20 protein-coding genes are annotated in these 21,270 nt (G+C 52.4%); 8 read left to right on the plus strand and 12 right to left on the minus strand.

Annotated features, from left to right (window positions below):
* Positions 1–3: 3 nt before the first annotated feature.
* The 4 genes from RHH81_RS12710 to RHH81_RS12725 form a co-directional block, all read right to left on the minus strand.
* Positions 4–1,143: a DUF4335 domain-containing protein gene (locus RHH81_RS12710; RefSeq protein ID WP_206200483.1), complete on the minus strand. Its 1,140-nt coding sequence runs from the start codon at positions 1,141–1,143 to the stop codon at positions 4–6.
* On the minus strand, positions 1,143–1,745 hold the full coding sequence (locus tag RHH81_RS12715) for a DUF3038 domain-containing protein (RefSeq protein ID WP_149821313.1): 603 nt from the start codon (positions 1,743–1,745) through the stop codon (positions 1,143–1,145). The genes RHH81_RS12710 and RHH81_RS12715 overlap by 1 nt, the downstream gene beginning before the upstream one ends.
* Before the next feature lie 9 nt (positions 1,746–1,754).
* Entirely contained in the window at positions 1,755–1,958 is a 204-nt protein-coding gene (locus RHH81_RS12720; RefSeq protein WP_149821311.1) for a DUF751 family protein, read from the minus strand.
* 94 nt (positions 1,959–2,052) lie between these two features.
* The gene (locus RHH81_RS12725) at positions 2,053–2,691 is read right to left on the minus strand and encodes an HD domain-containing protein (protein WP_310743140.1); all 639 of its coding nucleotides are present in this window, start codon (positions 2,689–2,691) and stop codon (positions 2,053–2,055) included.
* A 21-nt stretch (positions 2,692–2,712) separates the two neighbouring features.
* Here RHH81_RS12725 and RHH81_RS12730 point away from each other — a divergent pair, with 21 nt between their 5' ends.
* The 3 genes from RHH81_RS12730 (at position 2,713) to RHH81_RS12740 (ending at position 5,491) form a co-directional block, all read left to right on the plus strand.
* On the plus strand, positions 2,713–3,225 hold the full coding sequence (locus RHH81_RS12730) for an SMI1/KNR4 family protein (protein WP_310744299.1): 513 nt from the start codon (positions 2,713–2,715) through the stop codon (positions 3,223–3,225).
* A 133-nt stretch (positions 3,226–3,358) separates the two neighbouring features.
* Positions 3,359–4,705 (plus strand): AAA family ATPase, encoded by a 1,347-nt coding sequence (locus RHH81_RS12735; RefSeq protein WP_206200485.1) that lies wholly within the window; start codon positions 3,359–3,361, stop codon positions 4,703–4,705.
* Between the two features lie 3 nt (positions 4,706–4,708).
* Positions 4,709–5,491 (plus strand): hypothetical protein, encoded by a 783-nt coding sequence (locus tag RHH81_RS12740; protein WP_206200486.1) that lies wholly within the window; start codon positions 4,709–4,711, stop codon positions 5,489–5,491.
* 193 nt (positions 5,492–5,684) lie between these two features.
* On the opposite strand, the gene RHH81_RS12745 is transcribed toward RHH81_RS12740, so the two are convergent.
* The 6 genes from RHH81_RS12745 to RHH81_RS12770 all read right to left on the minus strand — a co-directional run bounded on the left by RHH81_RS12745 (position 5,685) and on the right by RHH81_RS12770 (position 14,032).
* Positions 5,685–6,182 (minus strand): chemotaxis protein CheW, encoded by a 498-nt coding sequence (locus tag RHH81_RS12745; RefSeq protein WP_206200487.1) that lies wholly within the window; start codon positions 6,180–6,182, stop codon positions 5,685–5,687.
* Positions 6,175–8,964: a hybrid sensor histidine kinase/response regulator gene (locus tag RHH81_RS12750; RefSeq protein WP_310743141.1), complete on the minus strand. Its 2,790-nt coding sequence runs from the start codon at positions 8,962–8,964 to the stop codon at positions 6,175–6,177. The genes RHH81_RS12745 and RHH81_RS12750 overlap by 8 nt, the downstream gene beginning before the upstream one ends.
* 2 nt (positions 8,965–8,966) lie before the next feature.
* The gene (locus tag RHH81_RS12755) at positions 8,967–11,789 is read right to left on the minus strand and encodes a methyl-accepting chemotaxis protein (protein ID WP_225901594.1); all 2,823 of its coding nucleotides are present in this window, start codon (positions 11,787–11,789) and stop codon (positions 8,967–8,969) included.
* A 33-nt stretch (positions 11,790–11,822) separates the two neighbouring features.
* Positions 11,823–12,365 carry a chemotaxis protein CheW gene (locus tag RHH81_RS12760; protein WP_206200490.1) on the minus strand — a complete coding sequence of 181 codons (543 nt, stop codon included), beginning with the start codon at positions 12,363–12,365 and terminating at the stop codon, positions 11,823–11,825.
* A gap of 2 nt (positions 12,366–12,367) precedes the next feature.
* Positions 12,368–12,730 carry a PleD family two-component system response regulator gene (locus tag RHH81_RS12765; RefSeq protein WP_206200491.1) on the minus strand — a complete coding sequence of 121 codons (363 nt, stop codon included), beginning with the start codon at positions 12,728–12,730 and terminating at the stop codon, positions 12,368–12,370.
* Between the two features lie 66 nt (positions 12,731–12,796).
* Positions 12,797–14,032, minus strand: a complete 1,236-nt coding sequence (locus RHH81_RS12770) for a response regulator (protein ID WP_310743142.1) — start codon at positions 14,030–14,032, stop codon at positions 12,797–12,799.
* 268 nt (positions 14,033–14,300) lie between these two features.
* Between RHH81_RS12770 and RHH81_RS12775 the strand changes: the two genes are divergently transcribed.
* The gene (locus RHH81_RS12775; protein WP_310743143.1) at positions 14,301–15,044 is read left to right on the plus strand and encodes a hypothetical protein; all 744 of its coding nucleotides are present in this window, start codon (positions 14,301–14,303) and stop codon (positions 15,042–15,044) included.
* 29 nt (positions 15,045–15,073) lie between these two features.
* Positions 15,074–15,796 carry a hypothetical protein gene (locus RHH81_RS12780; protein ID WP_310743144.1) on the plus strand — a complete coding sequence of 241 codons (723 nt, stop codon included), beginning with the start codon at positions 15,074–15,076 and terminating at the stop codon, positions 15,794–15,796.
* A 55-nt stretch (positions 15,797–15,851) separates the two neighbouring features.
* On the opposite strand, the gene RHH81_RS12785 is transcribed toward RHH81_RS12780, so the two are convergent.
* Complete coding sequence (locus RHH81_RS12785) at positions 15,852–17,672, minus strand: iron uptake porin (RefSeq protein ID WP_310743145.1); 1,821 nt, start codon at positions 17,670–17,672, stop codon at positions 15,852–15,854.
* Between the two features lie 313 nt (positions 17,673–17,985).
* Between RHH81_RS12785 and RHH81_RS12790 the strand changes: the two genes are divergently transcribed.
* Positions 17,986–18,711 (plus strand): hypothetical protein, encoded by a 726-nt coding sequence (locus tag RHH81_RS12790; protein WP_310743146.1) that lies wholly within the window; start codon positions 17,986–17,988, stop codon positions 18,709–18,711.
* Between the two features lie 12 nt (positions 18,712–18,723).
* Here the strand turns inward: RHH81_RS12790 and lipA are convergent, their stop codons facing one another.
* Positions 18,724–19,611 carry a lipoyl synthase gene (gene lipA, locus RHH81_RS12795; protein WP_310743147.1) on the minus strand — a complete coding sequence of 296 codons (888 nt, stop codon included), beginning with the start codon at positions 19,609–19,611 and terminating at the stop codon, positions 18,724–18,726.
* Positions 19,612–19,783: 172 nt separating this feature from the next.
* On the opposite strand from lipA, the gene RHH81_RS12800 reads away from it, so the two are divergent.
* Both RHH81_RS12800 and RHH81_RS12805 read left to right on the plus strand, forming a co-directional pair.
* The gene (locus tag RHH81_RS12800; RefSeq protein ID WP_206200500.1) at positions 19,784–20,752 is read left to right on the plus strand and encodes a protochlorophyllide reductase; all 969 of its coding nucleotides are present in this window, start codon (positions 19,784–19,786) and stop codon (positions 20,750–20,752) included.
* Positions 20,753–20,755: 3 nt separating this feature from the next.
* Complete coding sequence (locus RHH81_RS12805; protein WP_302678494.1) at positions 20,756–21,238, plus strand: DUF3828 domain-containing protein; 483 nt, start codon at positions 20,756–20,758, stop codon at positions 21,236–21,238.
* Positions 21,239–21,270 lie beyond the last annotated feature (32 nt).

The raw sequence follows: 21,270 nt of genomic DNA on the forward strand, positions 1-21,270 counted from the left end.
ACATCAATTTTCACCAAACACTTGCACGCTTCCAGAGGGCATCAACACTAACCGCAGTAAAATCGGGCGATCGCCCCCCAAGGGACTGGCAAGGGGGCTTTGCTGTAAAGGAATTGGGGTGCGATCAATAAAGCGAACGGCTGCACCATTGAGGGGCAGCGCTTGAGCAAGGGTGCCATCGGGGTTGAGCACAATGCGGTATTCCAAACTCGTGTCTAAACTGGCCGGTGGGCGCCAACGGTCTTGAAAATAGGTTTTCACCTCCCGCAGGGTGGTTGCAGGGACGGGGGTGGTTTCGGCTGGAGGGGTGATCATTGGGGCAGGTTCAATACTGGCGGGCGCGCGGCCAGCGGGAGCTTGCACCACCACGTTATTTTGATCAGGGGGTTGCGGGGGAGGTGCCTCTTGGGGAACAGGGGGCGGGGGTGGCACGATCGCTGGGGGCGGCATTTCTGGCGGTGAGGGCAGCGGCACAAGGGTAGATGTTTCAGGGGCAGCTGGCGGCGGGCTAGGTAGGGGAGCCAGTTGTGGGGTTTCCGCAGGTTCTGGCAATTCTGGCAAAGGGGATGGCATCGCTAGGGGAGGCAAGTTAGGTTCCTCACGGGTGGCCTCAGAGGAAGTGACGACCATTGAAGCGGGAGGGATGAGCCAGCGTTGGGTAACAAGGGTGAAGGCAGCAACCACACCCACGGCCACCGCTGCACTTTTGACCCAGATTGGGATTTGAGCAACAGTTGATTGGGCGCGCTCCACCAGTTCCGGCAACGGCTCCATCACGGCAGACCAGTCATCAAGAACCGTCACCAAATCGTATAGTTCTGTCAGTTGCAGAAGAATTACCCGCCCATCGGGTAGATGGAGTTCATGTTCGAGGGGCGATCGCGATCGCAGGACAAAGCCCTCTGCGGTTACTTCTGTCGGTGTTTGGTGATGACTCAGGAAAGCCTCAATATACTCGTTGACCAGCGTTTTGAGTTGATAGAGCTGGCGATCGTTGCCCTCAAAGCAGAGTTTTTCTCCGACAGCCAGTGTAAAGTGGAGCGATCGCACCGGCGCACGGCGCAGCTTCTGACTGAAGGGCAAAAATTCAGCAGCAACATCCAATTGGCAGGTGGGTTGAGAGTAGCTGAGGGTGGTACTCATTAGACATCGGAATGGGGAAACAGGGTGGGCAATTCAGGAGCTGGTGCAGGTATTGGTTCAGGTTCCACCAACGATAGTGAGGGGGGCGCGGGAGTAGTGCGTTCTAGCAGGGTGATCCAAAGGCGACGTGCCCCTTGGGGCGTACTGTAAAAGAGCAAATCCACGAGTAAATCTAAGGCCAGTTGTGCCAATTCACGACCATCGCTGCTGTTGTCGGCCATTCGCTCTTGATACAAATTGGTGAAGCGGTCAATGTAATCCCCGAGAATGGGTTCTAAGTGGGGCGGGCGACCTTGACTCGTCTGCTGTTGCCAGCGTTCAATGGCGGTGCGGATGGTTTGCTGGTGTTGCTGCGCTAAGCGGGTGCAGATCAAGGCCAAGGCACGGGCTTCATCCACATCCAATTTGCGTCGCCCATTACGACCTCGCCGCAGAGGACTTGATTGCCGCAGTCGCCATAACCCCACGCGATCGGGCAAATAGGCCTCAAACCCCATGGCTTCTGCCAATGCTAGTACCTCTGCCGAACCCACATGAGCCAAGGCTTCGAGACTCAGCAAAATCAGGTCAATTTGTGCCTTGATGGGCAGGGAAGAGGTCATCGTGCCACCTTATGCAGCGGTTAAACCCAACATTGCGCGTAACGTCAATGCCACAAATGTGAGGAGTCCCACCATGAGGCCAATAAGGGCGATCGCGCTCAGCGGACGCTTCAAAAGAGGCACCAATGGCTCAACGACATTCCACACTACGCCCAATAGAACCGTAACAAAATACCGTTGGTAGCGCAGGACATTTTCCCAAAAGCCATCCATTGATTGATGCTCCTAACTTGGTGACGCCAGTGGGCTTGAAATTGCTTTCATGATACTACTCCTGCGGAGACTCTAGGGAAGCACCACCCTTGGCCTATACCATAGGCACATAACTAGACGGCAGCACAAAGCCCTCCCGACTCACAACGGCACGGGTCAGTTCTTGGTAGGTGTGTTGCAACTGCTCTAACAGGCCTAGAGGAATAAGATGAGCACCCTCAAAGGCAGCAATCAACTCGCGGTAGTACCAAAGAACCCCCTCTCGACCCGCCCGAAAACGTGCCCAAACATCACCACCAATGTTGCCATAGTCTCTAAGAATGCACAGTAGGTTGTGCAATTTATCACTGGCGGAGACCAGTTGAGTGTCGCGATCGGCAGTGGTGCCCTGTTGGATGTCTTTGATATAGGCTAGTTTGCGAGTTGCCCAAGGCAATTTTGCATCTCCTTCTAGGGTATTGGCCACTGAATCAGAACAGGCGCGGACAATTGCAGCAACGCGATCGCCATAACGCTCACGAATAGCCTCTAGGGTCAGCAGTCCCCCTTGATCTTCAACAGCATCATGGAGCAAGCTGGCGATCGCCACATCCTCATCGGCACCATACTCAAGGGCGATCATTGATACTGCGACTAAGTGGGAAATATAGGGCACATTTGATCCCTTGCGCGTTTGTTCACGATGCAGAACAGCGGCATACTCCAAAGCATCGAGATAACGTAGAGAGGGCATCTGCTTCACCTCAAGCATCTATTGCTATTGTGCAACAGCTCTTTTCTGAAATGTGGCGTACATGAAGGGGATGCGATTCTCTTCTGTACCAGTTTTCAGAGTTTTGAGTGTCTTTGGCAGCAATACGAACTCGATCAAGACATTGGCCGCAGTTGCCAAGACCCTGATTTCTTTAGCATTTCCTTTTGGAAGAGTCGGGTGGCTTCCCAAGTTATTTTTATCAAAGGGGCGGTGAAACCGTTGATTTATTATCCCCACTGGATTCCAATTACTTGTATGAATGGTAACATTCTGCGATACATTAACCTTGACCCCGCGCCCACAGGGACGATCGGGCAAGTGATCGAGGTTTGTAACGAAAACTGTAGCTATGAAGTTCTTGTCAATTCCTTTGAAGAGTTACTCAGTCACGATGCTCAGCAGTTGATCGCAGGTGACTATCAATTCAATCCAGAGTATGAAGAAGTCATGCTTCAAACCCCCAAAAATATACTGGAGTGGGAAATGCCAGACTGGCTGGCACGCTTGGCTTAAGGGAGAATCACCATGCACTTGTCATATTTAGATCATATTATAAAGATTTGTTAACAAATTGAATTGCTTATTGTTGTCAAGGATAATTTTGTTAGATGTGCCTCTGAGCGCGCTCCCTGCATAGCGGCTTCCCATGGGCAATGAAGCAAATACGGAACAGAAAATTATCCTACCGTTGCTCAAGCAGTGGGGCTATCAGTCTTCTGAGTATCAAGCCAAACCTCGAATTGGAAAGGGCTACCCTGATTTTTTGGTGACCTTACCGATGGCGGGCGATCGCCCCCTGAACTATCTGATCATTGAGGTGAAAACCCCAGTGCAGTCCCGGCTGACGGGTGGCCAGCAATTGAGGTACTACATGGAAGCAGCGCAGGCTGTTTTTGGGTTACTCACCAATGGCCGAGAATATCACCTTTTGTATCAAAATCCCCTTAGAGAACCACTTCAGCCGGTGACATGTGCTTCAGGGATCCTCGATAAACAAACCATTCAGAAACTGACTAAAATTTTACACCGCTCTGCAGCCGCTGCTCTAGTGACTGCCTTAACCCAGCAAAGGCTCAAAGTCTATCATTATTTTGAAAAGGCACTTGCAAAGAGTTTTTCTATCTCCTCAACTGCTTCTCAGGAGTCACCCATGATCATTACCGTCTTTAATCACAAGGGGGGCGTTGGCAAAACAACGCTAACCCTCAATCTTGGTGCTGCCTTTGCCACGATGGGTAAGCGAGTTCTCTTGATTGATATTGACCCACAGTCCAACTTAACCATTGGCGTCGGCATTAACCCCCTCAAAGATGTAGAAGAGCAAGGCAAGAAGGATATTGCTGACCTATTGCTAGAGCCAAAGGTTGGCCTAGAAGATGTGGTCTATCAAAGAGCTTGGGGCAACCTACACCTTGACATTGTTCCCGCCCACATTCGCCTAGCTGACAAGGAACCCGCACTCATCAGCACGATTGATATTGATCGGGTATTACAACGAAAACTCAAAAATCATGGCTATGACATTGTGCTGATTGATCCACCACCCGCCTTTGGTAAAGTCAATGCCATTGCTTTGATGGCATCTGATGGGGTACTCATACCGACGCAATTTGCTCCCTACCCTATACGGGCAATAGAGTACGTTCTAGCCCGCCTTGAGGCCATGAGGGATGCCATGGAAACTCCGCCTCGACCCCTTGGAATCGCTGTGAGTATGTATAATCGTACAACATCGGCAGCTAACTATGAGATGAAAGAGAAGTTGTCGACTATTCTTGAAAAAGCAGCCAATGGAAGACAGACCGTGCAAATTCTACCCGAATCAACATGGATTGCACACCGAGTTGTGATGTTGCGAGCCACAGAGTCTCAGCAACCGATATTTAGTAGAAAATTTTATGAAGAATTAGATCGATCAGGTAAAGAATCGATTGATGATTTAACGACTTCATTTGAAAATTTAGCTCGCTATCTTTTTACTCAGGCATCATAGAGTATGAGTCACTCCAATCGCATCTCAAAGCACCTCGGCTTACATCAGACACATCAGGGTCAGATTCATATTGATTATCTGACAATCCCAGAGACCTATCCCAAAGACTTATTCTCTGCTTCACCACAACTGATCCGTGAAGACTTAGACAAATATAAAACCAACCTCATCCCCCTCATTATTCGTCCAGTCACTACACCAGAAGGTGAGACAGCGTATGAAGTGGTCTTCGGCAAGGAGATAGTTGAATTTGCCCGTGAATTGGGTATCCATCAATTATGGGCATCAAGAATTGAGCTTGAAGATGAAGAAGTTCTAACCTTCCAAGAAAGATGCAAATCTATCTTGCAAATAAATTCTAAAGATGATGGCTCTTATTCACAAAAATCAGAGAGAAGTAACTTAGTTGATCAAGATTCCCAATTAGCTATGAAATTATTTTCTGAGTTACAGAAGAGCTTAAATGACCAAAATAAGGCTATTGTAAATTTTCTAGAAAAAATTTTCCAAGAATTGGATGATCTGAAAAGAAAATTTAGTGAATTGCAGCAGGATATCTCTAAAGAGACAAAGACTAATCCCAATCCACAAAAACAAAAATCTGTGCGCATCAACTCCTATAAAAGCGCTAAGAATCTTGCCAAGAGTGTTCCGAGGTTAGAGCTTAAAGAAGCTGAAAAAATTATTCAAGAAATTAAACAGGGTAGAAAATTTAAGTCTATTGATGAACTGAAGGCAATCGCACTATCAGGCCGTTGGGATGAAGTTAGCATCTCATTTGGGTAGAGCTTTCTGCAATACAGCCCTTGTAGTTATTGGATAACCCGCGGAGGCATGCAGGGTCAAACTGTTCGATTGATGAAGTGATTCGCAAGTATTGTGCTGGATGATATCTCATTCTCTATTGGAATAGCTATAAAAGTCGGTTTCATACAGCGTACTCATGGCTGGTGCGCCTCCATCTAGAAATGCAGGCAGGTTATCGCGTTTTTAGGGTGTGCAGAACCTGCTCAATATCAACGATAAAGATCGGGGGTAGCTCCTGATCTTCTTGACTACTGACCATGAGGGAACTGACGTTGTGAATACTCCCCCAGTGGAGATAGTTACTGGGAATAGGATGAATGGCATCCCGTGGAATGCGCTCAATCACGGGGGGTTCTATGAGGGGCAGGCCAAGCCATTCCCCTGCTAAGCGGGGCTGGAGAATGAGCAAAAATTTTAGCTTCTGGGTTTCTGAGGTTGAGAGGGGATCATCAAAGAGACAGCGGCCAATATCAATGACTAGAATTTCGTGATTTTCATAGGTGACAAGGCCAATCCCCCGCTGGTGGGGATCGCCATGAATAGGTGGTAAAGGAATGACCCGATAGGCCTGTGCCATGGGCACGGCAAACTGCTCTTGACGCACGATAAAGGTCAGGAACTGCTCTAAAACAACGGGTTGGCTTTGGCGGCGACGGCGGCTTTTAAGCATGGCGGATCAACTGATCAAGGGTGGCCAAGAGGTCACTTTCGCGGAAGGGTTTGCTAAAGTAGGCAGCTGCCCCTAGACGTTCTGCAAGCTGGCGATGTTTTTGACCCGTGCGGGAGGTGAGCATCATGACGGGGGTGTTTTGGCACTGGGGAATGCGGCGAATTTGAGTGAGGACGCCAAAGCCATCGAGGCGGGGCATTTCAATGTCGCAGATAACAGCGTTGACGTGTAGCCCCCCTTGGAGTTTATCAATGGCTTCCTGACCATCTTTGGCCTGCTCAACCCGATAGCCGGCTTTTTCGAGGGTACTGGCGAGAAAACGCCGCACGTTTACTGAATCATCAACCACAAGGACGGTGTCTTGGCTAGGGGCAACGGGGCTAGCCACAGGGGCATGAGAACTCTCTTGTTCTGCCCAATTAAAGAGGGCAAGGGGATCGAGTAGGGGGACAATGCGGCCATTCCCTAAAATTGTGCAGCCACTAAAACCCTTGGGCAGGGCTAATTCGCCTTCGACTTGGCGAATGGTGACTTCCTGCTCGCTCCAATAGCGATCGACCCGCAGGGCAAGGGCACTATCCCCTTGACTGACAATCATCAGGGTTGGTTCGTTAATCGTCGGTGCGCCCTCCATTTCCACGGGACGATAGGGGCGCTGAAAGTGGAAAATCTGGGTGAGGTCAATTACAGGAATGAGATAGCCTTCCCAGTCAATTAGGGTTGAGCCAAGGGTTTCGATGGGCGGGTAGCGATCGCCCAGCACCATTTCCTCGATTTCTTCGGTGGGTACCGCCAAGAGCATGCCAGTGGCCTCCACCAAGAGCACCCGTACCACTGAGAGGGTGTAGGGAATTGTAATTATAAATCGCGTGCCTTGGCCGGGGGTACTGTGGATCTGGATGTCCCCACGAATTTGCCGCAGATTGGTGCGCACTACATCCATGCCAACACCGCGCCCAGAGAGGCTGGTCACCTGTGAGGCCGTTGAAAAGCCCGGCTCAAAAATCAGTTGCCAAAGGTCGCGATCGCTCGCGGTTTCCAACCAGTCGCGGGCTAAGCCCAATCGCCGTGCCGTTTGCCGAATTTTCTCTGGATTTAGGCCTCGGCCATCATCCGCCACAGTAATAACGGTTTGGTTGCCGCGATAGGCCGCCTTTAGGGTAATGGTTCCCGCTGTGGGCTTACCAAGGGCTTGGCGTTCCTCTGCGGGTTCTATTCCGTGATCAAAGGCATTGCGGACAAGGTGCAAGAGGGGATCCGCCAACACACTCAACACCGTGCGGTCAATGAGAACGTGGCTGCCCTCAATCTCTAAGTTGACATTTTTACCATGCTCGCGACTCAATTCGCGGATTAGGCGAGGATAGCGGTTGGCCAGATCCGCAAAGGGGCGCATCCGCACTTGGGTAAACCGAGCTTGAAGTTGCTTGGCGGTGCGGTTGAGATCACGGCCAGTGCGTTCGGTGTCCTCTAGGCTCAATTCCAAATCGCTGGTGATTTCCTGCACTTGGACAATGGTTTCCATCACCTCTTGGGAGAGCAGATGCACATCGGTATAGCGATCGAACTCGAGAACATCGAAGCCATGCTGATTTTGGGGATTAAAGTGATGGGGGGCACTGACACGGTCATACTCTGTGCGCAGACGAAAGTTGGCACGCTCAAGGGCACGCACTTTTTGCTTGAGACCCACTAGCAGATCATGGAGGCGTTCCCGTTGTAAATCCAGACCATTACACTCAATGAGCAATTCCCCCATCAGATCACTCAGTTGATCCAACTGATGCCCCGGCACCCGCACGGTCATTTCCTTGGCTTCTTGGGGCTGGGGAGTTACTGGGGTGGTCTCAGCCTCTGGCGCAGGGGAAGGGGCTGCTGTAGGGGTGGGTGGGGGGGACAATAAATCACCTAAGGAGAAGGTCTCCACTTCAGCACTGGCAAAGTCCTCGACCCCTAATTCTTGATTGAGGTTGGCCAGCGGTAAATCAATAATGGTTTGATCCTCGTCCTCCTCTTCGTCATCGGTTTCCGGGATTTCCAAGCGCGTGGGCAGAGCGTCAAGTTGACCAGTGATCACAAGGGCTTGACAGCGTCGCCATTGCTGCACAATGTGGGCAGCCGCTGCGCTGACATCACAGTTGGGTTGCTCCAGATAGGCACTGACGGAGGCACAAAACTCAGCAAATTGAGGCAGTTCGAGCATTTGTCCGAGGCCTTCCAGTTCTTGGGCGGCGATCGCCAGCTCCTCTCTGAGGCAGGGTTGGCCGGGGGTGTCCAGAACAGTTTCCAAGCGTTGTAGGCAGGCTTCCACCTCGGTTTCAAAGAGAACCACCCGCATCTGCTGGCCATCATCGCCACTGAGGAGCGTCAAATCATCCTCCGCCGTGGGATCGCCCAAGCGTCCGTGCAACTCATTCAAAAGTGGCTCGACTTGGGTGCGCCACCAGCCCTCATTGGGGTTCACGCCTTGGCGATGGAGGGTAATAACTGCTTGCAGTTGATCCACTGCTTTGAGCAGGAGGTGTTGCACCTCGACATCGTCGCAGGGGCGCGATTTCAAGACCTTGAAGAAATCCTCAAGGCGATGCGCCAGTTCACTGAGGGACATAAAGCCCATCATCGCTGCCCCCCCTTTAATGGAGTGAGCCGCCCGCAGTACAGCATCAATCATCCCCGGCTGGTGGGAGAGTTCCAGTATCCCTGCTTCAATCGTTTGCAGGTAGTCCTGAGCCTCCTCGAGGAACTGGAGACGAATCGTTTCCTCAACGCCGGGTTCGGGCATGGTTATCCCTCAGCAGTCACCTTAAAGATGTTGACGGAGTTTTGGAGTTCTTGGGCCATGTCCACGGTGGCTTGCAGCGACTCAGAAATCTCTTTGGATGTGGCCGACATCCCCTCTGAGACCTTGGCAAAATCGCGCATCAACGTGTTCACCGTATTGGCGGTGCGGGCTTGGGAGACAGTAGCTTGGGAAATGGACTGCACCAACTCGTCAATGTGCTGCGACACCTGCACAATTTCTTGGAGATTCTGCTTGGTTACCTCCACAAGGCGGGTGCCTTCAACCACCTGAGCGGTACCTGTTTCCATGGCACTCACCACCTCATGGGTTTCCTGCTGAATTGTTTCTACGATGTGCTCAATTTCGCGAGTTGCCGCTGCCGATCGCGCCGCCAGTTCACCCACCTCTTCGGCAACCACAGCAAAGCCGCGGCCTTCTTCACCGGCACGAGCCGCCTCAATACTGGCATTGATGGCCAAGAGGTTGGTTTGTAGGGCAATCTGGTTAATCAGCGAAATCACCTTGGAAATCTGTTGCGAGGATTCGCCCAAGCGTTTCACCTTTTTGGCGGTTTCGGCCACGGTTTCCCGCAGGTAGAGAATGCTATCAACGGTGGCATCCATCGTTTCACCACTGATGACCGCTCGCTCTGAGGCTTTGCGCGCCACTGCTGCCGCCTCGTTGGCACTATTGGCCACGGATTCAATCGAGCTGGACATGGCTTCAACGGCATCTAGCATCCGCTTCACTTTCTTGGCTTGCCGCAGCGATTCTTCCGCCAGCTCAGTCATGGCTGTCTCATCCGCCAAGAGGGCGGTGTTCACTTTTTCCGTGGTGGCTTTCACTTGCACCACCACATCCCGCAGACTCTCAATGAGGGAGTTGAAGATGTCAGCAACGGTACCAATTTCATCGGCGGTGATGTCGGCCCGTACCGTCAGATCCCCTTGGGAGGCTGCCTCGACTTCGGTGAGCAGGTTAATCAACTGCATTTGAATGCGTTCCGTACGCTGCTGTTGCTCTTGGGCAAGGCGTTCGGCCTCTTTTTGGGCAGCGGTGGTCTGCTCCAGAAATTTGCTGCGCTCAAGCACCAGTCCGGCTTGGTTGGCCAACTGGAGGAAAGCATCAATTTCGGGCTGCTGCCACTGACGCGGCTCACTGCACTGGTGGGCAATTAAAAGCGCCGCCAATTTTTTCTCCACCAACACGGGAACGACTAAGTTGGCTCGCACCTTCAACGGAGCAAGTTGTTTGAGGTGGCAGTCTGTCAGACCCGCATTGAGAATGTCTGCTGTGGCTTGCACGCGTCCTTTGGTGTAGGCATCAACCCAATTTTGACGGAAGCAGGGATCGTCAATCACCTGTTCGAGGGCTTGGGGCCAGCCGACGGCTACAGACTCGGCAACGACTTTGCCGACATAGTTCTCATCAAATTCATAGAAGATCACGCGATCGCACTCCAAAAGATGGCGCCCCTCATTGACCAGATTATCGAGAATTTGCTGGCGATCGCTCTGCTGGGTTAAATGGAAAATACTATCGCGCAATTGTTGTGCCCGCTGAGCCGCCTGTTGGGCTTCAGTGAGGGACTGTTCTAGCCGTTCAGCCATCTGGTTAATCGTGCGGTTGAGGGTTGCCAGTTCATCATCCCCCTCCACAGGCAGACGGGTTTGGAGATCCCCTTCACCAATTTTCGTCACCGCCTTGGTGGCTCGCAGCAGGGGTTGAATCTCGCGATCGCTGGCATAGATGGCAATTGCTGCCACCACAATGGCCGTGACCCCCACCCCTAACAGGAGGGTCCAAGTGAGGTTTCGCAGCGGTCTGAGCGCATAATCGCGATCCGTATCTAGGACAACCGCGGTAAACGGGTGGTTAGCACGGGCGTAGCTAGCAAACTGAAACTTGCCATCAGAGCGGCGTTGTTCAACCAGCGTGCCCACTGCGAGGTTGGTTTCCCACTGTTGACTGAGTTGGGGAAAGACTTCCGCCAAGGGTCGGCGCTGCAACTCTGGGATAGAGGCAGCCACGATTTTTCCCTGCGACCCTATCAGGTAAAAATTTTCATATTGGTTATGCTGATAGTCTCGCAAGGCCTCTTTAAGGCTACTTTTGGGTACCCGTAACCGCAGCACTGCCGTGATTTGCTGGTTTTGGGGATTGATCAGGGGCATTGCCAGAAACAGCCCGAAAGGACGGCTAGGGGCAGGCAGCGACAGCGTAGGCTCAAGCGTTAAAACCAAGCCCCGAGTTTGGATTGCCAGCTTAAAGTACTCGTGATTTTGGAGAATGTTGTTGGCTAGCTGGTTGCCTGCTGCAGATTGGGCAATGACAGTCCCTTGGCCATCGTTGGCAATGATGGCGGCACTGTCGAAACGAGCAGAGTTCTCAACAAACTCATTCAAAACCCCTTCCAGCTTGCGGCGATTCCGCTGCTGAAGTTCTGCAGTATAGTGCCTGTTTAAGAACAGACTGATAAGCCGTGCATCCCCTTGCCGGTCTTGCAGATACTCATTCAGCGCCCTTGCGGCATCCCCTACCTCCTGTTGTTCGAGTGAGATAACCTGCTCTATGAACTGTTGCCGTACCAGTTGATTGGCCACGAAGCCCACCCCCACCATGGGCAGTGTAGCCAAGACAACAGCATGGGTAATGAATTTTGGACGAAGACCCCAACCCCTGCGCCGTGGCGAAGGAGGCGGCAAGGGTTGTTCAGGGGATTTGCCGTTGGTGGTTGCTTTTTTCTCCTCTAGGGGAGGGAGTTGGTAGTTCAATACCGACGGTGGTAGAGGGGGAATATCAAGGGAGGGTTTGGCAGTGGTCATTGTTGGCACATCCTAACAGCATTAACAGCAGGGCTATCCGACATCAACAGCAAGAACACTTGAGCAAGACCTTTCGGCGATCGCTGCCCCATCAAGGATAAAGAACAACTCCTCTCCTAAGCGACAACAGCCTTTGAGGTAGGGAACCAGCGCCGCACTCACTGTACCCACAGGCGATTGAATGGCTCCCTCAGCAAGACGGACGATCCCCCGTACCTCCTTGAGCGCCAATCCTAGGTATCCCTTGGGGGTGTGCAGCAGCGCGATCGTCAACACCGAAATATCCGCATCCAGTGGCTCCAAGTTGAGCAAGTGGGCTAAATCCAGCACCCAAACAATGCGGTTACGAAAGTTCAGCAGTCCCATCACCACTGCGGCCATATTAGGAATCACCGTGAGCTGTTGCGGTGGGATCACCAACACCTGCTGAATCTCAGTCATCGGCAGCAATGCCGTTAATTGGTCGTGGATAACCAAACGCAAATAGGGCGCCCCTTGGGGGCGATCGCGTAGCGTACCCTTTGGGGAATCGCCCCGCCCTTCACCATGATTCAACCAAGGTGCTGCCCCAAGCATCGCTACACCACCACCGACTTCAGTGCCCGCAGGAGATCCTCACGGCTGAAGGGCTTCGTGACATAGGCATCTGCCCCCTGCTTCATTGCCCAAAGGCGGTCTAGCTCTTGGTTTTTCGACGTGCAGACAACAATGGGGAGCTTTTCTGTTTCCGGATTTTTCTTGAGACTGCGGCAAAGTTCAAAGCCGCTCATCCCTGGCATCACCACATCCGTCACCACCACATCGGGCTTGTACTGCGTGACTTTTTCTAGAGCCTCCTTGGCGTCGGTGGCTGCAATGACGGTATAGCCCGATTCCTGAAGAAGCGAGGTAATCAGTGCCATTTCCGAGGGGGTATCTTCCACCACTAAAACCGTCGTCATGTCATCTCCCAAATGTCAATTCAAATAATCGATTACTGTCAATATACTGCCCACAGGTTGCCTGTACTACGTCAAGTACTGAAACACCATTTTTAAGAGTTCCGCTTGGGTAAAGGGCTTGGTCATATAGTCCGTCGCTCCCACGAGGCGGGCTTTAGCGCGGTCAACGAGACCCGTGTTACCCGTGACCATAATGATCGGCACTGACTTAAAGCGTTCATGGTTGCGAATGACTTTACAAAACTTATAACCATCAATGTTGGGCATCCCCACGTCCAGCAGGATCAGATCTGGATTGAGGCGCATCACCTCCATCAGGGCTTTTACAGAATCATTGAGGGCAATGACTTCAAAGGCATCATCCGCCAAAAACCGCTTAATTTCATTGAGCATGGTCGGACTATCGTCAATGCAGATGATCCGATAGGTACGGTTTGGCACTTTTGAGGTAAAAAAGCCACTGCCCAAATCGCCACTCTCCTCTGTAACGGTAGGCGTGGTTTCCTGCCACAAACTGGCATCAAAACTGGGCAGCAAATCAAAGGGATGTTGCGGCTCACGAACGACTACGGCTCCTTTATCAATCAAGGGTAAGAGGCTACGCACCAAGGCAATTTCATTTTGGTTCATGAGCACGGCCAAGTGGCGGAAGCTAAACCCCCGCAACATCGACCCCAAGCGTTGCTGCTGCTCTGGGGTTAAATTGACTTGCGCACCACTAAAGAAGTAGGGGCGCTGAAAAGGCGAGACAATTTTGTGGCCAAGGCTGAGCCACTGCTGAATTCGGGATTTGCACTGCTGAATCAGTCGGGTGGCGTCAAAGCGGCTGACAATTGGCACTTCAACATAGGGCACAAGTTGATGGTGACCGCTCTTGAGATATAAAAACGACTCTAGGACTTCAACGATTAGCCCCTCGACTAGATGGCTAAAGTGCTCTGGGGTAATGATGTCTTGAGTAAGCAACCAGCGCAGACTCTCATATTCATAGATCGGGGTGGGGGTGTTGGCCTGTTCCCATTGCTGTCGGACTTGGACACGTAACTCGCGATCCAAGGCGGAGACGTCCCAGCTCAGTTGCCGCAAATGGCGCTCAAAGCGATCGCCCGGTTCAATCGTGTGGGTAGCATAGACAATACTTCCCTGATCAAAGTAGAGAAACCACTGCTGCCCTTGAACGCTCACCCTGAAGCAACCTGTGCCTCCTGAAGTGCTGAGTTGCTGGAGTAATCGTTCCGGCTGAAGCGTTTCTGTAAACTGTGGTGTTCCCCCGCCACTAAAACCGCGATCTGATGTCATCATATTAACCTCCAAGCTGCTACCCCCACCGAAGTTTCGTCCTACTCCGGCAGCAGCCAGCGATATTTGACAATAAAACCAATTGAGATGTTTTCCTCTCCTTAAAGTGAGAGATGTGCTTCAGAATACTGGTGTGTTGATTATATTAAGCGGTATCGGCGAAAAAATGAAAGAAAACTTCAGAAAAGTTAATGACCTTCACAAAGGATAGTAAAGCAGATCCGTTGTCTCAAAAATAATGATTCCTCTCCTCTCTGAACCATAATTATCTATGACCTCTGCACTTGAAGAAAAGCTACGGACGGCGTTCTCGCCAGAACAGGCGCACCTACTGGCGGAAGTAATTCGCGAGGCCTATGACGACTTGGTGAAGGCCAAAGACTTCAATGAACTGAAAGTAATTGTGGCCGATCTGTCTCAAGCCCAGAAGCGCACGGAAGAACGGCTCGAAGAACTCGCGGCAGCTCAGAAACGAACAGAGGAACGAGTTGAAGAACTCGCGGCAGCCCAGAAGCGGACGGAAGAACGGCTCGAAGAACTGGCGGCAGCTCAGAAACGAACAGAGGAACGAGTGGATCAACTGGCGGCAGCCCAAGAGCGCACCGAGAGAGCAGTGAAACAACTCGCACGCCAAGTGGGCGGCCTTAGTGAAGCCTTGGGTGGGTCGCTGGAAGACCTCGCCCTTGAGGTGGTGCCCGAGATTCTGGAATATCGCTGGGGCATGGAAATTGAGTTCTGTGACCGCGACACCCTCCCCCTGCGCAATGGGGAGTATGAATTTGATTTAGTGATTCGGGGTCAGGTGGCAGGGCGACCAGTATTGGTACTCGGGGAAGTGAAAAGTAACATCACCGAATCAGAGGTGGAGCGATTTTTGAATCTTGTGGCTCAAGTGGAAGCGCCCGAGGAGATTCGCCCCCTCTTCTTTGGCTATCGCGTTGAGCGTGCAGCCAAGGCGTTGATTCGCGATCGCGATGCGGTAATGGTCACCACACGCGGCAAGTACTTTCCCTAGAATGGGAATATGGCTAATCAGCACTAGCAATGACCTCTGCACTCGAAGAAAAACTACGGACAGCGTTCTCGCCAGAACAGGCGCACCTACTGGCGGAAGTAATTCGCGAGGCCTATGACGACTTGGTGAAGGCCAAAGACTTTAACGAACTAAAGGCGATTGTCGCGGATCTGGCGCAAGCCCAGAAGCGGACGGAAGAACGGGTGGATCAACTGACTGTCACCGTTGCAGAACTGGCTCAAGCGCAGAAACGGACGGAAGAACGGGTAGAAGAACTGGCGGCAGCTCAGAAACGAACAGAGGAACGAATGGATCAACTGGCGGCAGCCCAAGAGCGCACCGAGAGAGCGGTCAAACAACTCGCACGCCAAGTGGGTGGACTCAGTGAAGCCTTGGGTGGGTCGCTGGAAGACCTCGCCCTTGAGGTGGTGCCAGAGATTCTGGAATATCGCTGGGGCATGGAAATTGAGTTCTGTGACCGCGACACCCTCCCCCTGCGCAATGGGGAGTATGAATTTGATTTAGTGATTCGGGGTCAGGTGGCAGGGCGACCAATCTTGGTACTCGGGGAAGTAAAAAGCAACATCACCGAATCAGAGGTAGAGCGATTTTTGAATCTTGTGGCTCAGGTGGAAGCGCCCGAGGAGATTCGTCCCCTCTTTTTTGGCTATCGCGTTGAGCGTGCAGCTAAAGCGTTGATTCGCGATCGCGGTGCGGTAATGGTCACCACCCGCGGTAAATACTTCCCGTAAAAAAATCCCCCTCCACAGGGGAGAGGGATCTAGGGTGAGGGCAAATTCACCCGCTCTAGAACGTGAACGTAGTCCGAATCACGCCTTGCAGAATCGGCTGACCAGAAATAACCCCACCCCCATTGGTATTGTTGGGGTTGATAATCGCTGTGAAGATAGGCGTGATGCTGATGTTGTCACTGATGGGGAATTTGTAAAAGGCCTCAATGTTGACCTGATTGGCATTGTTAATGACACCAAGACTAGGTGCACTGTTGATAAACGGCGCACCCGCCGCTGCCGCCAGTACTGAACCTGGCACCAGCAAGTCTTTGTAGCCAATACCCGCCATAAAGTTATAGGCCATCATGCCAGCGGCAGGGGCACCAAAAATAGAAAACGGTAGGGGCGAAACATTGGGGAAGTAGCCATTGGGAATCCCTGCTACCCCTGCACGGCCAAAGATGCCCAAGCGACCCAGATTGAGCTCAAAGTTGATGCCCCCCGCTTGCGCCTCAATGCCATAGGTTTTGGAGTAGGTACCTTGAAGCTTCACCACATAACTGTTGCGACCATTGCCAAAGGTGTTGGCATACTCCAACTCCAAGGAAGCTTGGTAGGGATCACCCGCAAACCCACCCCCCGGACTTGGAGGGGCAATGCCAGAATTAGCTCGTCCTGGCTCTGCCGCAAGATACAATGCCCGCACGGTAAAAGGACCTTCATTGGGGTTCCACTGGATAGCAACCCCTGCACCCCCTAGGTAGTTCATGGCGTAGGGCACAATGAAGGGGTTATTGAGGAAGAAGTAAGTGCCAAAGTCACTGGTAGGAGAGTTCGCCCAGCTATTGGTGTCAATGATGTCGCTCGGATAGAACCGTGTCCCTGCAGTAATGGTGATATCTTGGGTGGGCTTAAACGTATAGGCTAGGCGGTATAGCTCCACATTCGGACCAAAGTTCGACCAGTAGTACTGGCTGGGGCTAAAGTAGGGAAGCGGCCCCAGTGCATTATTAAATGTATTGCCAGCTCCGAGGGTCGAGTTTATTTGCAAACCCAGACCATAGGTGCTAATGGCATCGCGACCGCCATTGCCCGTAGACAGGGTGGTTTGCAGCAAGTCAGTGCCGGTAAAGCTGGTATTCAGGTTCAGCAGAACGGCAGAAATAACTGTCGGATTTGGACGTCCGGAGGCGAGTGAAATAAAGTTACCGCCGCCAAGAGGAATATTGTTACCTGGGTTGGCAGGATCGGGACCAGGACGCACGGAGCCCAAAATGCTATTACTACTTTGGCGACCACCGTACTGCACCGACATCACCGCCGTACCCGTAAGCTTGGTCGTTGTCGAGAACTGAGTGGCTTCAAGGGCAGCGGTGCGGGCTTCGAGGTTGTCCACACGACCGCGCAGGGTGGCGAGTTCGGCAGCGAACTCATCCATGAGTCTCTGAAGAGTGGCGAGGTCTTCTTTGGTGGCAAAGCGATCGCTAATCACATCGAGGCAGGCGTTCAATGCTGCTGCCATTTCATAACGGGTGGCGGCACGGTTGCCACGGAAGGTGCCATCAGGATAACCCGCGATACAGCCATACTTTTCAACCAAGGAGGCGAGGGCTTGGTAGGCCCAGTCGGTGGGACGCACGTCAGACAGCTGCGAGACAGAGGTCACCTGCCCCATGGATTCTTCGTTGGCCAGAAGCTGATTGACAGAGGTAATCGTGCTCGAAGCGTCTGCAATGGTGTTGGGGGCAGGCAGTGCTTCAGAAACTTGGAGATTTTGTGGTTCAGCAGCAATTAGGTTTTCGAAGTTGGCGGGTTCATTCGCGGTAGCAATGTTAGCCCCTGCGACCACACCCAGTAGGCTCAAGCTACCTGCTAACAGGTACGTCTTTTTCACGATGTTACTCCTCACTCACGAGCGTCTGGGTTCGGCAGAGCGATCAATTCATTCTGCTGTCCCCTAGTACTTAGCTTACACAATATGGCTTAAATGTGTTGCAAGCCGATTATGCAAGTTCTGATAGATTCTAAGTGCTTCCCCTTTGATTTGTCAAATACTTTGTTTTGATTTGTTGACACTGGAATTTCATCCGTCTGGCTGGCGTGGTACGAGCTGCACACAAGGAGCCTTTCTGATAGAGGGGGTGGCAACCAGAGAAGTTCTGCTTGGTCGGTACAATAGAAAGTACAGCCAAGACTTCATAGATGCAATGACCTCTGTCCTTGAAGAAAAGCTGCGGGCGGCGTTTCCTCCCGAACAAGCGCATCTGCTTGCAGAAGTCATCCATGAAGCCTACAACGATTTGGTGAAAGCAAGAGACTTCAATGAGCTGAAGTCCATCGTAGGCGAATTAGCTCAAGCCCAAAAACGCACTGAAGAACGAGTTGAAGAACTCGCCCAAGCCCAAAAACGCACTGAAGAACGGGTTGAAGAACTCGCCCAAGCCCAAAAACGCACTGAAGAACGAGTGGATCAGCTAGCTGTTGCTGTTGCAGAACTGGCTGAAGCGCAAAAGCGCACTGAACGAGCCGTCAAACAACTTGCACGCCAAGTGGGCGGCCTCAGTGAAGCTCTCGGTGGGTCCCTAGAAGACCTTGCTCTGGAAGTGGTGCCCGAAATCCTAGAACATCGCTGGGGCATGGAAATCGAATTTTGTGAGCGGGATGCCCTACCCCTACGCAACGGCAGTGATGAGTTTGACTTGGTCATCCGGGGTCAAGTTCATGGAGAGCCGATTCTAGTGTTGGGGGAAGTCAAAAGCAATATCACCGAATCTGAGGTGGAGCGTTTTTTGGATCTTGTGTCTCAAGTAGAGGCCAACGAGGAGATTCGCCCTCTGTTTTTTGGCTATCGCGTTGAGCGGTCAGCCAAGGCGTTGATTCGCGATCGCGGTGCGGCAATGGTCACCACAAGGGGCAAATACTTTCCTGATTGAATGAAGTACCCATCACGCTTCTTGGGTTGGCGCGGCATCTGCTGCATGGTAGGAGCTACGTACAAGAGGCCCCGATCGCACATGGGAAAAGCCGAGTTCGCGGGCAATCTTGCCCAAGGTGTTAAATTCTTCAGGTGTCCAATACTTGACCACAGGCAAATGACTCAACGAGGGGGGCAGGTATTGTCCCAAGGTCAGGCGATCGCACCCCACGGCTCGCAAATCTTTTAGAGTTTGAATCACCTCTGCTTCGGTTTCTCCCAAGCCCAACATCAAGCCCGACTTGGTGGGAAGGTGGGGATTCAGTTCCTTAACCGTGGCCAAGACCCGCAGTGAACTCTCATAGGTGGCACCCCGTCGCACCGGGCCTTGCAAGCGGCGTACAGTTTCGAGGTTGTGGTTGTAGCAGGCAGGCTGTGCCGCCACAATTTGGGCAATGCAGTCCCGTTGGCTCAAGCGTCCCCGATCCATACGAAAGTCGGGGGTAAGGACTTCAATTTCCGTGCCGGGACAGCGTTGGCGAATCGCGTGCATGGTCGCAACAAATTGACCCGCCCCCTGATCGGGTAAGTCATCGCGAGCCACAGAGGTTAAAACCACATAGCGCAATCCCAAGGTAGCCACAGCAGCCGCAATTTTTGTCGGTTCCTCTGGATCAACGGCAGCAGGAGCGTGACCTTTCTCCACTTGGCAAAAGGCGCAGGCACGGGTACAGGTGGCACCCAAGAGTAAAAAAGTGGCGGTTTTTTGGGCATAGCATTCACCGCGATTGGGACAGCGCCCCTCTTCACAGATGGTGTGAATCCGATACTGGCGCACCAACCGTTGCACGGTGGAGATCTCACTGGCTTTGCCAAGGGGTTTGCGCAGCCACGGCGGCAGGGGTTGGGAGATAGTCATAGAGTCGGGTTAATCCTGAAAATAGGGGAGAGGCGAGCTAGATACAAAACTTGATTAACTATCGAGTCTATTTATTAAGTAACTGTAAATGATCCCTAGGGGTGCGCCTAGGGGGCGATCGCTTCTATGGCAGGATCAATAGCGACGTTACCGCAGGTATGCCACAGAACCTATGAGTGATCAGCCACGCCCAACGGTCATTATTACGGGTGCATCCTCTGGAGTCGGATTGTATGCCACCAAAGCCTTAGCTAATCGGGGCTGGCACGTTGTTATGGCCTGCCGCAATCTTGAAAAAGCAGAGCAAGCCGCCAAAGACTTGCAGATTCCGCCGCAGGCCTACACGATTTTGCATTTGGACTTGTCCTCGTTGGCCAGTGTGCGCGGCTTTGTGGAGTCATTTCGGGCATTGAATCGCCCCTTGCGTGCCCTTGTCTGCAATGCCGCTGTCTATTATCCCCTGCTCAAGGAACCGATCTACAGTGTGGATGGCTATGAAATCAGTGTGGCCACCAACCATTTGGGGCACTTTCTTTTGGCCAACCTCCTCCTCGATGATTTGAAGAAGTCTCCCGAAAGCGATAAGCGCTTGGTGATTCTCGGCACGGTGACGGCCAACCGCAAAGAACTCGGCGGCAAAATTCCCATTCCTGCTCCCCCCGATTTGGGTAACCTCGAAGGCTTTGAGAAGGGCTTCAAGAAACCCATCGCCATGATTAACGGCAAGCCCTTCAAGTCGGGCAAGGCCTATAAAGACAGCAAGCTCTGCAATATGCTCACGGTGCGGGAACTACATCGCCGCTTCCATGATTCGACGGGGATTGTCTTTAGCTCCTTGTATCCGGGCTGTGTGGCGGACACCCCCCTCTTTCGCAACCACTTTCCCCTCTTCCAGAAGCTCTTCCCCCTCTTCCAGAAAAACATCACGGGGGGCTATGTCAGTCAAGAACTAGCGGGTGAGCGCGTCGCAATGGTGGTGGCCGACCCAGAGTTTTGCCAGTCGGGGGTGCACTGGAGTTGGGGTAACCGCCAAAAAGAGGGCCGCAAAGCCTTTGTCCAAGAACTCTCGGCAGAGGGCAGTGATGAGCAAAAAGCGCGCCGCCTGTGGGAGTTGAGCGAAAAACTGGTGGGTTTGGCCTAGCCGATGCAGTGGTGGTTGCCCCTCGGCGTTAGTCTTGCCCTTGTCATCGAGACGGGGGCGATCGCCAGCTCAGCACCAGAAACAGTGGTGAGCCAATTTTATCAGTGGTGGGTGCGAAACCAAGATCAAGGCCGCCAACGGTTCTCTCAGCAGCGAGCAGCGTTTACGCCCGATCTATACCAGCAGTTGATGCAAGCCTTTCGCAAACAGCCACGGGATGGCGCTTGGCTAGACTTTGATCCCTTTTCCTTTACCCAAGTGAGTACTCAAGGGGTGAAAGTGCGCAACGTGCGGCGATCGCCCAATCATCCCCAAGTGGCGGAAGTGGATATTGAGGTTATGGTAGGTCTACGGGGGCGATCGGGAACGCCTGTGCCGATAAAAGTACTCCTGCGCCAAGGGAGCGATCGCTGGCAAATTGATAACCTGATCTACCTGAGCACGTGGGACAACCTGCGCTGTCTGCTGCGGGACATCAACCGCTAGTGAACCTTAACGTCTTCTTCCATTCCTCTGGC

It is taken from the genome of Thermosynechococcus sp. PKX95 (genome assembly GCF_031583295.1).
Classification (GTDB): domain Bacteria; phylum Cyanobacteriota; class Cyanobacteriia; order Thermosynechococcales; family Thermosynechococcaceae; genus Thermosynechococcus.

What these genes read in the sequence shown, in the direction of transcription:
- RHH81_RS12710 (WP_206200483.1), bottom strand. Translation starts at nt 1,143, where the DNA reads ATGAGTACCACCCTCAGCTACTCTCAACCCACCTGCCAATTGGATGTT.
- RHH81_RS12715 (WP_149821313.1), bottom strand. Translation starts at nt 1,745, where the DNA reads ATGACCTCTTCCCTGCCCATCAAGGCACAAATTGACCTGATTTTGCTG.
- RHH81_RS12720 (WP_149821311.1), bottom strand. Translation starts at nt 1,958, where the DNA reads ATGGATGGCTTTTGGGAAAATGTCCTGCGCTACCAACGGTATTTTGTT.
- RHH81_RS12725 (WP_310743140.1), bottom strand. Translation starts at nt 2,691, where the DNA reads ATGCCCTCTCTACGTTATCTCGATGCTTTGGAGTATGCCGCTGTTCTG.
- RHH81_RS12735 (WP_206200485.1), top strand. Translation starts at nt 3,359, where the DNA reads ATGGGCAATGAAGCAAATACGGAACAGAAAATTATCCTACCGTTGCTC.
- RHH81_RS12740 (WP_206200486.1), top strand. Translation starts at nt 4,709, where the DNA reads ATGAGTCACTCCAATCGCATCTCAAAGCACCTCGGCTTACATCAGACA.
- RHH81_RS12745 (WP_206200487.1), bottom strand. Translation starts at nt 6,182, where the DNA reads ATGCTTAAAAGCCGCCGTCGCCGCCAAAGCCAACCCGTTGTTTTAGAG.
- RHH81_RS12750 (WP_310743141.1), bottom strand. Translation starts at nt 8,964, where the DNA reads ATGCCCGAACCCGGCGTTGAGGAAACGATTCGTCTCCAGTTCCTCGAG.
- RHH81_RS12755 (WP_225901594.1), bottom strand. Translation starts at nt 11,789, where the DNA reads ATGACCACTGCCAAACCCTCCCTTGATATTCCCCCTCTACCACCGTCG.
- RHH81_RS12760 (WP_206200490.1), bottom strand. Translation starts at nt 12,365, where the DNA reads ATGCTTGGGGCAGCACCTTGGTTGAATCATGGTGAAGGGCGGGGCGAT.
- RHH81_RS12765 (WP_206200491.1), bottom strand. Translation starts at nt 12,730, where the DNA reads ATGACGACGGTTTTAGTGGTGGAAGATACCCCCTCGGAAATGGCACTG.
- RHH81_RS12770 (WP_310743142.1), bottom strand. Translation starts at nt 14,032, where the DNA reads ATGATGACATCAGATCGCGGTTTTAGTGGCGGGGGAACACCACAGTTT.
- RHH81_RS12775 (WP_310743143.1), top strand. Translation starts at nt 14,301, where the DNA reads ATGACCTCTGCACTTGAAGAAAAGCTACGGACGGCGTTCTCGCCAGAA.
- RHH81_RS12780 (WP_310743144.1), top strand. Translation starts at nt 15,074, where the DNA reads ATGACCTCTGCACTCGAAGAAAAACTACGGACAGCGTTCTCGCCAGAA.
- RHH81_RS12790 (WP_310743146.1), top strand. Translation starts at nt 17,986, where the DNA reads ATGACCTCTGTCCTTGAAGAAAAGCTGCGGGCGGCGTTTCCTCCCGAA.
- lipA (WP_310743147.1), bottom strand. Translation starts at nt 19,611, where the DNA reads ATGACTATCTCCCAACCCCTGCCGCCGTGGCTGCGCAAACCCCTTGGC.
- RHH81_RS12800 (WP_206200500.1), top strand. Translation starts at nt 19,784, where the DNA reads ATGAGTGATCAGCCACGCCCAACGGTCATTATTACGGGTGCATCCTCT.
- RHH81_RS12805 (WP_302678494.1), top strand. Translation starts at nt 20,756, where the DNA reads ATGCAGTGGTGGTTGCCCCTCGGCGTTAGTCTTGCCCTTGTCATCGAG.